This window comes from Acidimicrobiia bacterium (assembly GCA_040289475.1).
In the GTDB taxonomy this organism is placed as follows: Bacteria; Actinomycetota; Acidimicrobiia; order ATN3; family PSLF01; genus PSLF01.
In genome coordinates, this window is record PSLF01000003.1 from 144276 (window position 1) to 156085 (window position 11810).

General features: G+C 55.6%; 10 protein-coding genes and 2 tRNA genes. 4 read left to right on the plus strand and 8 right to left on the minus strand.

The genetic code is table 11. The features are described 5' to 3' along the window. Positions 1–32: 32 nt before the first annotated feature. The 8 genes from mrdA to C4318_03060 all read right to left on the minus strand — a co-directional run bounded on the left by mrdA (position 33) and on the right by C4318_03060 (position 5258). A complete protein-coding gene (gene mrdA, locus C4318_03025; GenBank protein MER3454118.1) occupies positions 33–2003 on the minus strand; it encodes a penicillin-binding protein 2 in 1971 nt (656 codons plus the stop codon). Positions 2004–2012: 9 nt separating this feature from the next. Further along, positions 2013–2498 (minus strand): rod shape-determining protein MreD, encoded by a 486-nt coding sequence (gene mreD, locus C4318_03030; GenBank protein MER3454119.1) that lies wholly within the window; start codon positions 2496–2498, stop codon positions 2013–2015. Between the two features lie 9 nt (positions 2499–2507). Beyond that, positions 2508–3410, minus strand: a complete 903-nt coding sequence (gene mreC, locus C4318_03035) for a rod shape-determining protein MreC (protein ID MER3454120.1) — start codon at positions 3408–3410, stop codon at positions 2508–2510. Next, complete coding sequence (locus tag C4318_03040) at positions 3353–4483, minus strand: rod shape-determining protein (protein ID MER3454121.1); 1131 nt, start codon at positions 4481–4483, stop codon at positions 3353–3355. The genes mreC and C4318_03040 overlap by 58 nt, the downstream gene beginning before the upstream one ends. 136 nt (positions 4484–4619) lie before the next feature. Further along, positions 4620–4799: a hypothetical protein gene (locus C4318_03045; protein ID MER3454122.1), complete on the minus strand. Its 180-nt coding sequence runs from the start codon at positions 4797–4799 to the stop codon at positions 4620–4622. Between the two features lie 12 nt (positions 4800–4811). Further along, positions 4812–4882: transfer RNA gene (locus C4318_03050), tRNA-Gly, on the minus strand. A gap of 2 nt (positions 4883–4884) precedes the next feature. After that, a tRNA-Pro gene (locus C4318_03055) sits at positions 4885–4962 on the minus strand. 53 nt (positions 4963–5015) lie between these two features. Next, on the minus strand, positions 5016–5258 hold the full coding sequence (locus C4318_03060; GenBank protein MER3454123.1) for an NrdH-redoxin: 243 nt from the start codon (positions 5256–5258) through the stop codon (positions 5016–5018). Positions 5259–5432: 174 nt separating this feature from the next. Here C4318_03060 and tig point away from each other — a divergent pair, with 174 nt between their 5' ends. From tig to C4318_03080, 4 genes are all read left to right on the plus strand, one after another. After that, on the plus strand, positions 5433–7022 hold the full coding sequence (tig, locus tag C4318_03065; protein ID MER3454124.1) for a trigger factor: 1590 nt from the start codon (positions 5433–5435) through the stop codon (positions 7020–7022). Between the two features lies 1 nt (position 7023). Next, positions 7024–7641: an ATP-dependent Clp protease proteolytic subunit gene (locus tag C4318_03070; protein MER3454125.1), complete on the plus strand. Its 618-nt coding sequence runs from the start codon at positions 7024–7026 to the stop codon at positions 7639–7641. A 49-nt stretch (positions 7642–7690) separates the two neighbouring features. Next, positions 7691–8980, plus strand: coding sequence for an ATP-dependent Clp protease ATP-binding subunit ClpX (locus C4318_03075; GenBank protein ID MER3454126.1), 1290 nt, complete (start codon positions 7691–7693; stop codon positions 8978–8980). A gap of 135 nt (positions 8981–9115) precedes the next feature. After that, positions 9116–11810, plus strand: a 2695-nt coding sequence (locus C4318_03080; protein MER3454127.1) for a valine--tRNA ligase, incomplete at its 3' end; no start/stop codon positions are given.

The following is an 11810-nucleotide window of genomic DNA, read 5'->3' on the forward strand; positions in this document are numbered from 1 at the left end:
AGATATGCTCCGACGAGTAACACGAGTCCGCATCAATCTCCACCACTCCCTGCACTGGAGGCAACGACTTGAGAGAGGTTCGAGACCGAGACCTTGGCTAGTACTTCCATTATTCTCCGGGCCACAGGAGCAGCGGCCTCCGAGCCGTGGCCGCCCCCTTCGACTATAACCGCGACCACCCAACGCGGGTTGTTCAAAGGCCCTACCCCCACAAAAAGCGAGTTATCGCGCTTTCCTTTTATCTCTGCTGTGCCAGTCTTACCGCCAACTGGAACCTGAGAATGCGGCCATCCTACAAATGCCTTTGCAGCCGTCCCGCCTTGGACCACACCCGCCAGGTACTGTTCGACAGATCGAAGTGTCTCTGGAGATAGCGATACCGAGCGCGCAACCTCAGGAGTCGACTGGGCCACAGTGGAGCCGTCTGGACCCACAACCCTCAGCATGATGTGTGGCTTGAATACCTTTCCGCCTCCAGCCAGTGCCGCATAAGCCTGGGCCAACTGTATCGGAGTCACGAGGAGGTCACCCTGTCCAACCGACATATTGATGTTGTCTCCTGGATACCATCTGGAGTTCTCCTTGTTGGGATCGTTATTGTTGACTCTCAGCTTCCAAGCTGGGTCAGGGACGCGGCCCGGCTGCTCTCCGGGCAAATCGACTCCTGTAGGAGTGCCCAGACCAAACTCGCGCAGATCCTGTTGCATGACGTCTTGGCCGGTTTGACGGTATCGCTGGTAATACATCCATCCCAAGTTGTAGAAGTACACATCGCAGCTTTGAGCAATCGCCTTGGCTAGATCGGGATAGCCATGCCCAGACTTCGTCCAATCCTTGAACTCCTTGCCGGTTAGATCTCCCGGGACTACGTACTTGCCGGGGCAAGCAAAAGTCGTCTGAGGCGTGATCATCCCTTCTTGGATCGCTGCCGCCGCAAGCACAGGCTTGAGAGTGGAAGCCGGGGGGTACTGCCCCTGCAATGCCCGGTTCTGCAATGGATACAGAAGGGCAGGATCGTTCAAACGCTCCCAGTCTTTCTGAGAGATGCCCGCCGCTATAGCCCGTAGGTCGAACGATGGATGAGAAGCAATCGCGATAATTTCACCCGTTTGAGGGTCCAAGACGACCGCAGCAGCCCCCTTGAGCTTCGCGGTTCTCGAAGCCAGAGGGTTGTACATACTCTCCACACCGCCCGCCACCTCGGCAAGAGATTCCTCGACAACCCACTGGACGTCCGAGTCTATGGTGAGGACAACATCGGATCCTCGAACTGGTGGCTTGTACTCAACCTCGCCGACAACTTTCCCCTTGGAGGTAACTTCTAAAGACCTACGGCCTGCCTCACCCCGCAAAACCTTGTCGTATTGCTGCTCCACTCCGGCACGCCCAACTTTGTCAGCAAGCGAATAGGAAGCATCTTCCTCCAACAGCTCCTTGGTAACTGGAGCCACGTACCCCAACACGTGCGGGGCGAGCGGACCTCCGCCGCCAGGCCCGAGGGCGTACTCCCTTACTGCTCGGATCTCTGCTTCAACGCCTTGGAACTCATCCCGGTGTTCATACAAATAAATGATCTTCTCTCTTGGAACATCCTCCGCGATGACAATGGGCGCCAATTGTCCAGCGGCTTCCTCGAGCTTTTTGGCGATTTCGTCAGGCCAGACAGGGACCGCTCTAGTGGAGAGTAAAGCCGATAATCGCGCTGCCAGTTCGCTCCTCGAACTCGCAGGGGGAAGTTGGGTCGGATCGACGGTGATCGCATACGCCGACCTATTGCCCACTAGATCTTTGCCGTTGCGGTCGAGAATTCTTCCACGGGGTGCAGGAATGTAGATTTCTCGGATACGATTCGACTCGGCAAGTCGCTCGTATCGGGAAGCTGAGAGCCCCTGAAGATACCATAGGCGCGCCAACAACGAGACGAGAAGGGCTACTCCAACCACCCCCACTGCAGCAACCCTGAAGCGAAACTGTTCGCCTAGCACGTAGCTAGCTCCTTGGATCTCTAAAAGTCAAAATGGCTGTTGCTCTACCCAAATACCAACCTTGCGCACCAGTAAGTTCCAAGGAATTGCCAAAAAGGCAGTGTAAATCGCTGCAGGAAGGATCCGACCCCAGGAGAACCCTGATCCGAACAGGAATGCGATGAATCGGTAGGCAATTTCTGCCGCTGCAGCAGCAACCAACGTCGAGATAGGGAGCAATCCTCCGTATGGATGGACAACGACCTCTCGCATGCGACCAGCAATCAATCCTGCAATCGTAAACACGAGTGCCGCTATCCCCAGACGGGGGGCTCCGATATATAGATCCTGTAGGAGTCCGCCCAAAAATCCCACTGCGCTTCCTCTCTCGCCCCCAGCATGTAACCCGGCCAGCCATGCAGTAGCTAAAACCAGCTCGGGAGTGGCGCCGAATAGGCGCAAAGAGGGGAACACCCCCGCTTGCAGAAGCAATGCCAAAAAGACGAGGCCGCCGTAACCAAGTACCTTACGCATCCTTGAGCCTCAACCTTGCCCTTTGTACACGAGGACTCTGACGTACTCTAGCCTCGAGAGGTTTACCGCTGGCTGGACTCGAATGTTCGATTCCAAAGCTCCAGTCGAGCGGTCGAGTTGTGCGACCCTTCCTATGGGAATATCGGGAGGAAATGCGGAGCCGCTAGCAGCCCCCGACGTTACGACAAGCTCACCTACTTGCACGTCGACTCTGGGATCTATGAGACGAAGGGGGAGGGTCTCCGAACCATCCCCTGCTACGGCCCCGATATCCCTAGAGTTCGCCAAACGGGCCCCAGCCCCAAAGCGCGGGTCGATGACAAGTCTCACCCGCGATGCGGTAAGAGATACCTCTTCTACAATCCCGACTAGACCGTCAGGATCGACGACCGGAAATCCCTCGACTATTCCGTCCTTGGAGCCAGCGTTTATAAGAACGCTCGCGTCGGCGTTCGACTCCCTAGGAACTATGACGCGCGCCACAACGCCCCTAATCTTGGACGACTCGTGAAGCTGAAGCATTCTTTCAAGCTGTTCTATTCGAGACTTCGCCCCGAGCGATCCTTGTGATTCTTCTCTCAATCGCTTGATTTCTTCACGCAAACGTTCGTTCTCTTCACGAAGTCTCCCTGCATTCACGATTCCGTCTACGAAGCCAACGACTGGGTAGGTGACCGAAGCTACGGCGTGGTCCACAGGAGCGATCGCTGAAAACGTGGCTCTCTTAAGCGGCGCTACCAACGATTCCGGTACGAGTAAAAAAAGGATCGAAACGGCTACGAGGACGATGGATCGGCGAGTTGGAAAAGAGCGAACGGGCCTCTTGGGCAGCACGATAGCTGGTGCGGCCCAGCTCAGCGGTGTGTGGTAGAAGCGAGGACAGCGCGCAAGGCTGCGAATTCCTCTAGGCACTGGCCCGAGCCGATCGCTACGGAGTAGAGAGCGTTTTCGGCTACCTTGATAGGCATTCCCGTCTCATGGTGCAAGCGAGCATCCAAACTTCTGAGGAGCGCCCCGCCACCAGTGAGTACTATACCGCGCTGCATAATGTCAGCAGCCAACTCGGGTGGAGTTCTATCAAGAGCGATCTTCACCGCGTCTACGATCTGGCTCACTGGTTCTTCAATTGCGTCACGGATTTCCTCTGCAGAGACTACTACCGTCTTTGGGAGACCGGTAACCAGGTCGCGCCCCCTAATCTCGGCTCTTGGCTCGTCTGGAAAAGGAAATGCGGAGCCAATAGCAATCTTGACTTCTTCGGCAGTCCGCTCTCCCAAAGCGAGGTTGTACTCCTTCTTTACGAAGTTGACTATCGCCTGGTCTATCTCGTCGCCTCCTATTCTCACGGATTCCGAGACGACTATTCCGCCTAGCGATATGACAGCAACCTCGGTGGTGCCGCCCCCTATATCGACAATCATGTTGCCTGCGGGCTCGTGCACAGGAAGACCTGCTCCGATTGCTGCCGCCATAGGCTCCTCAATTATGAAGGCGCGGCGAGCACCGGCATGAATTGCAGCCTCTTCTACTGCTCGCTGTTCAACTGCCGTAACTCCGTTCGGTACACAGATCACGATCCTGGGTTTGGCGAACCTACCCTGATGTACTTTTTGAATGAAGTAGCGAAGCATCTTCTCGGTGATATCGAAATCGGCAATGACGCCGTCCTTGAGGGGTCTGATCGCCTGAATATGCGAGGGTGTGCGGCCGATCATCCTCTTGGCATCGTGGCCCACCGCAAGCGGTCTGCCATCTTTGGTATTGATGGCAACGACCGACGGCTCGTTTAGCACGACGCCCTTGCCCCGGACGTAGACGAGCGTGTTAGCCGTGCCTAGATCCACGGCCATATCACGCCCGAAGGCCCCAAAAAGTGACTCCACCCTTTCGCCGGACAACCAACCTCCGCCGCGGTCATCGCGTCGCCCCAAACCGAGCAGCCCCGCGAGTCCTCGCCCTCTAGAAGAAGGGTGTCCTATAGGCATGGCCTTACCCGGAGGCCAGCCCAGGCCCGCTCGACTGCCCTTTTCTTCGTTGTATAGTCTCTCACGCATCGCGGTAAAAATGGTGGATCTAAGCTTTGCTTGAACCCTATAGCCTTGCCTCCCAAGGCCCTGCTCGTCAACCCGAGATGTTATTTTTAGCAGTTTGGGTAGGCGAAAGCACCCTAGGAGGCTTCACAGCCAGAACCTCACACACCGCAGCGGTGGCGAGTTCAGCGGCATCTATACAGGGGACAAGGACCAAGTCTGCGCCCAATTTGGCGTGTGCCGACGATTCTTCGTCGTTTTCTGCCGTCACGTTGCGCCACAGAGCGGGTGAAGGGAGTCGAACCCTCGTCACCAGCTTGGAAGGCTGGCGCTCTACCGTTGAGCTACACCCGCAGGGGTCGGGGTGGCCGGATTCGAACCGGCGACCTCTTGCTCCCAAAGCAAGCGCGCTAACCAAGCTGCGCCACACCCCGACGACCGGAGGCGCTAACCCCCGGTCTTGGCCGGGGCTCCCGTCTAGGCGGGACTAAGCATATGAAGCGCAACGCTTTAGAGCGTCTATGATTTCATCGAGTGAAGGATTGACGAGATACGATCCGCATACCTCTACAGTGGGTACCGTGCGGTAGCCCCCGGTAAACCTCTCGATGATTCCTGCACACTCCGGGTTGTCTTCTATGTCAACCTCGCAATAGGTGATCTCGGCCTCGTCGAGCTTTCGTTTCAAAGCTTGACAGTAGGTACACCAAATCGTGGTGTAAATGGTTATCTGAGGCGCTTGCGACACTCTCTCCTTCCTCCTTGCTCCCGTATCGATTAGCGGCCCTCTGCAGCTCCATCCAACGCCTTGAGCTTACTAAGAATTTCGGCGCTTCTCGGCCGTCACGACACGAACTTGCGAACGGCTCATGCACTTGCTTTCCAAAGAAAGCATTTTTTTTAAATGAAGCATTTTGAGCGAGGATTTCGAGTGAAAAAACTCCACGATTCATATGAAGTCCGTTCAAGAAGCAATCCTTCTTATTCTTGGAACACCCGGGAGGAGTCTCTAGACGTGAAAACCGAAACACAAAGAGTCGACGATTCGACAGTTCGCTTGAAGGTCGTAGTCGAACCTGACGAGTTCGAACCTGAAATCGAAAAGGCCGCTAGGGATTTGGCTAGTCGCATCAAGCTCAAGGGGTTCCGAAAAGGGAGGGTTCCCCGACAGGTCCTCGAGGCCCATCTAGGAAGAGGCGCCATTACCGAAGCAGCAGTCAACTCCTCACTGGGACGCTACTTAGAGGAGGCGGCGCGAGTTGAAGATCTCGAGGTGGTCGCAGAGCCAAAGATCGAGAGTGTGGATGTTTCCACAGGGGGCCTTTGCTTCGAGGCGACTCTGAGAGTGATGCCAGAGATCGACACCCCCAAATGGGAAGGGCTTGAAATCGAGATCCCATCTCTTTCCGTTTCTGACGAAGAAGTAGATAGAGAGATCGATGCATTCAGAGAGCGAGTAGCTCCGCTGGAGCCGGTAGCCAGGCCTGCCAAGGAAAACGACTTCGTCTTGATAGATATCACCGGACAGATTCACGGCAAGCCCGTGCCCGGCCTCTCGCTCAAGGACTTCTCATACCAGTTGGGGTCTGGATCGATAGTCCCGAAGCTGGACAAAGAGCTCGAGAGCAAGCGGCCGGGCGACATTCTCAAGTTCAACGACACCATTAGAGTGCGCCAGGCAACCACATCCGATGAGGCCCGTGCGGCTACGCAAAGCCGAGAGGAAGCAGACGAAGGACAGCCTCAGGAAGCCACTTTTACGGTGATCGTCAAGGAGGTACGAGAGCGCCGGCCTCAACCGCTCACCGATGCGTGGGTAGAGGACAACACGGAGTTCGACACCGTTGATCAACTGCGATCCGACGTACGCAAAAAACTTGAGCTGGCCAAGAAGATCGCGGCCCGAAGCGCCGCACGCCACCTTGTAGCTTCCAAACTAGCCGAGGCTATAGAGACGGACATCCCCGAAGAAGCCATTGAGGAAGAGGTAGCAGATATAGCCAGGCGCTTCAGCGAGCGACTGCAGCAGGCAGGCCTTTCTTTGGGCCAGTACGCCCGTTCTATCGAAAAGTCTCGAGGTGAGATCGAGTACGAATGGCGTAAGCAAGCCATCTTCAACTTGAAGTCGGACTTGTGCTTGCGGCGTATTGCCAAGGAGGAAGGAATTGTGGCTACCGAGGAGGACCTGGAAAGAGAGGCCTCGGCGATCGCAGCTATGGCTGGAGACAGAGCTGACAAGGTCAAAGAGGAGCTTACTAAAGGCCGCCCCGCGCGCTCGCTCGCTGCTGGTATCATCAGATCCAAAGCGCTCGAGAGGGTCTTAGAAAAGGCAGTGCTGATCCCAGAGGGCGGTGAAGCCATTACCTGGCGCGACCTCTACATCGCAGAGCCGGAAAAGGCCGAAGGACCGCCCGAAGAATCGAGCACCAACAGTGCCAAAGCCGGCGAAATCCGAGCAAAAGTGAGCACACAGTCAGAACGGCAGGAGAAGTGAGATGAACCGAGCGATCCCGAGGGCCTACTACATTCCGCGAATCATCGAGCAGACACCGCGGGGCGAATACATCACCGATGTCTTCTCGAAGTTACTCGCCGAGCGCATCATCTTTCTCTACGACGAAATCAACTCGGTTGTAGCCAACACGGTCATGGCCCACTTGCTCTACTTGGAAAGCGAGGATCCCGAGAAAGACATCTACTTGTACATCAACTCGCCAGGAGGAGAAATTACACATCTTTTCGCCATCTACGACACGATGCAGTACATAAAGCCAGATGTCCAGACCTTCTGCATGGGACAGGCAGCCTCGGCTGCTGCGGTTCTTCTCGCTGCTGGAGCAAAGGGAAAGCGCTACGCCCTTCCCCACGCCCGGGTGCTCATACACCAGCCCCATGGGGGAGCAGGCGGTCAAGCAGTGGACATCGAGATTCAGGCCCGCGAGATCGTAAGGATGCGCAAAACCTTGGACGAGATTCTTGCTAAGCACACGGGTCAGCCGGTCGAGAAGGTATCGAAGGATACCGACAGAGATTTCATCATGACCGCCGAGGAAGCCAAGGAGTATGGGATCATTGACGAAGTTTTAACTGTGAGGGAATTGAAGTCGATCTGAGATAGCCGGCCACTTCACCTCAGGCTCAGGGAACACTCAGGAAGCAACAGTGGCAAAGTTTGGAAATGGCGACGAGCTTCTAAAATGCAGTTTCTGCGGGAAATCGCAGAAGCAGGTGAAAAAACTCATAGCTGGCCCGGGCGTGTACATCTGTGACGAGTGCATCGACTTATGTAACGAGATCATCGAGGAGGAGCTCGCGAGCCAGCAAGGACCTGCGCTCGACGAGATCCCTAAGCCCAAAGAGATCTATGAGTTCCTAAACGACTACGTGATAGGGCAGGAATCGGCCAAAAAAATTCTCGCTGTGGCCGTGTATAACCACTACAAGCGCGTTCAAGCCGGAGCCTATCACGACAACTCGGTCGAGCTGCAGAAGTCAAACATTCTCCTAATCGGCCCCACAGGGTGTGGAAAGACCCTTCTAGCCCAGACCCTCGCTAAGATGCTTGACGTTCCTTTTGCCATCGCCGATGCCACGGCGCTCACCGAAGCTGGATACGTAGGCGAAGACGTAGAGAACATCTTGCTAAAGCTCATCCAAAACGCTGATTACGACATAAAGAGAGCGGAGCGGGGAATCATCTACATCGACGAGGTTGACAAGATCGCTCGCAAGTCCGAGAACCCGTCGATCACCCGGGATGTCTCAGGCGAGGGTGTCCAGCAGGCTCTGCTCAAAATCCTCGAGGGCACTACTGCCTCGGTACCACCCCAGGGAGGCCGCAAGCACCCCCACCAAGAGTTCATTCAGATAGACACGACCAACATCTTGTTCATTTGCGGAGGGGCCTTCGCAGGGCTCGAAAAAATCATCGAACAGCGGATCGGCCGAAAAAGTCTCGGATTCGGTGCCGACATTCGGAGAGCCGAAGAAAAGGATCTTGGAGAGATACTCTCGAGAGTGATGCCCGAGGATCTTCTCAAATACGGGCTTATCCCGGAGTTCATCGGGAGGCTTCCCGTGGTGTGCACCGTCCACAACCTGGACAAGGCGTCGCTGGTGCGAATTCTTACAGAGCCAAAGAACGCGCTAGTGAAGCAGTACAAGAAGTTTTTTGAGCTCGACGGGGTAGAACTTGAGTTCACCGACGACGCCCTGGAAGCCATTGCCGACCAGGCCCTCCTACGAGGAACTGGGGCCAGGGGGTTGCGGGCAATCATGGAAGAGGTGCTCCTTTCGGTGATGTACGAGATTCCGAGCCGCACCGACATAGCCCGTTGTGTCGTCGATCGCGAGACAGTGCTGAACGGCGTCAACCCGACGCTCATCCCCAAAGACTCAAAAGCGAAGGCTCAGGCTGCTAGAACCCAACAACCCACCGAGCGCTCTGCATAATCTGGCTTACACGATCGCTCGACAGCCTTGATCTAATCTTCGCTACATCCTCGGTGGTTCTTTTTAGACTTCAACTCTCGAGTCCCTACAAACGCTTGTTTTTACTCGTTTCGTAGCACTTTCGAGGCTTTCGAGATGGCAGAAACAAACACTAGACAATCCGACCAATCTTTCCCAAAGACGTACGAACCGTCTATCGCCGAGGCTAAGTGGTACGAGGTGTGGGAGAGCCGAGGATACTTCCGCCCCGAAATCAACCCCAATGGAGAGCCCTACTGTATTGTCCTTCCGCCCCCCAACATAACCGGTAGCCTTCACATGGGCCACGCCTTTGAACACGCCCTCATCGATGCCACAATTCGCCGGAAACGGATGCAAGGTTATGCCACCTTATGGCTTCCTGGAACCGACCACGCCGGCATAGCAACTCAAAACGTCGTCGAACGTCAACTGGCCGAGGAAGGGCTTACTCGTCACGACTTGGGCCGAGAGGCTTTTTTGGAGCGGGTGTGGAAGTGGAAGGAAATCGCTGGAGGCGAGATCCTCCAACAAATGCGAAAAATGGGGAACTCCTGTGACTGGAGCCGCACCCGTTTCACGATGGAACCAGCCCTATCTCGGGCGGTACGAGAAGTTTTCGTAAGGCTGTACAAGGAAGGGCTCATTTACAGGGGCGAGCGGATCATCAACTGGTGTCCACGCTGCAACACAGCCCTTTCTGACATAGAGGTCGATCACGAAGAGATCGAGGGCGAGATCGTCGAGATCCTCTATCCCTATGCGCACTCGGACTCCGGCAAAGGCACACCCGAAGGAATCGTGGTCGCAACCACTCGAGTCGAAACCATGCTGGGCGACACGGCCGTTGCAGTCCACCCTTCCGACGAGCGCTACTCCTCTGCCGCTGGCAGATCAGTGATCTTGCCAATAAAACAGTGCCGCATCCCTGTGATCCAAGACGAGGCTGTGGATCCCGAGTTCGGGACAGGGGCCGTCAAGGTCACTCCCGGTCACGATCCCACCGACTTCGAGATCGGAGAGCGCCACTCCCTTCCGATAGTCAACATCTTCAACCCCGACGCAACATTGAACGAAGAGGGCGGGGAGTTCGCGGGGCTTGATCGCTTCGAAGCTCGAAGAAAGATCAAAGAGAAGCTTCAGGAGTTGGGACTTTTAGTATCCGAGCGCTCCTACACGCATGCCGTGGGCCATTGCCAGCGATGCGAAACCCAAGTCGAACCCCTCGTTTCCAAGCAATGGTTCGTAAAAGTTCGGCCTCTCTCCGAGCCAGCTCTAAAAGCGGTCCTAGATGGAAGAACAAAGTTCTTTCCAGAGCGATGGGTAAAAATCTACAGGGACTGGCTAGAGAACATTAGGGACTGGTGTATTTCCAGACAACTGTGGTGGGGACACCAGATTCCCGTTTTCTACTGCAACTCATGCGGGGCCGAGATTTGCGAGAACGAGGATCCAGATCAATGCCCACAGTGTAGCTCCCAAGATATAGAGCAAGACCCAGACGTCTTAGACACCTGGTTCTCCTCGGCTCTGTGGCCCTTTTCTACTTTGGGATGGCCCGAAGAAACAGAGGACCTAAAAAGGTTCTACCCGAACTCGATGCTGCACACCGGCTTTGACATTATTTTCTTTTGGGTCGCACGAATGATGCAGATGGGAATCCACTTCATGGGAGACGTCCCCTTCTACCACGTTGCTTACCACGGCTTGGTGCGGGACTCAAAGGGTCGCAAAATGTCGAAGTCTTTTGGCAACGTGATAGACCCTTTGGAACTGGCGGGCAAGTATGGTGCTGACTCTTTGAGATGGGCACTAACGCGGGCTGCAACGCCCGGCCAAGATGTCCCCCTCTCCGAGGAGTGGGTCGAGGGTGCCAGACACTTCATCAACAAGTTATGGAACGCCTCGCGCTACGTTTGCTTGACGTTGGAAGGCGAGAGTCTTGCATCTCTATCTGAGCAAGCTCCCTCCGACGACCTGCCGACCCGCTGGATATTTTCCAGACTCCGAAAGACGATCCGAGCAGTAGACGAGGCATTCGACTGTTATAACTTTGCAGAGGCGCTCCGGCACATCCATGCTTTCTTTTGGAGCGAGTTCTGCGACTGGTACGTAGAGCTCACCAAGTCGCAACTGGCCGAGACAACGTCGAAAGAAGCATCGCTCCGATTGAAAGCGGCATTGGCAAAGGTCTTAGAAGCGGTTCTGGCACTGGCTCACCCGGCCATTCCCTACGTGACCGAGGAGCTCTGGGAGCGCTTGGGAGGTAGCGGGCACCTAATTGTCGCGAGATGGCCCCGAGCGGAGGCCTTCTCAGCCGACCCGGAAGCCGAGGCTCGAATGCAAGGCATCCAAGACATTGTGACGACCATCCGCAGGTTTCGTTCGGCTCACCGTATCTCGCCTTCGACTAAGCTTCGCGCCTCGGTCGTCGTTACCGACGGTGCCGGAGTCGAGCAAGAATCTCCTTCGGCACTCGCCTCCGACCTAGAAATCCTGAGATCTTCAGTTACCAAGCTAGCAGGACTCTCGCACCTGAAGATCCTAGACCAGGAGCGAGACTCGACCAGAAGCGAAGGTTCGTTACGGCTTGCAGCTCAGCTAGCGCAGATCTGGATAGAGACAGCCGGAGTGTTCGATATAGATGAGGAGTCCAAACGCATTCGAGCACAGCTAGCGAAAGTAGAGGCGGAGATCGAAAGAGCATCCAGAAAGCTCGAGGACTCCCAGTTCGTATCCAAGGCTCCTGTTGAAGTAGTTGAGAAGGAGCGGGCGAAGCTCGAAGCATTCTTTCAAGAAAGAGCCAGCCTCA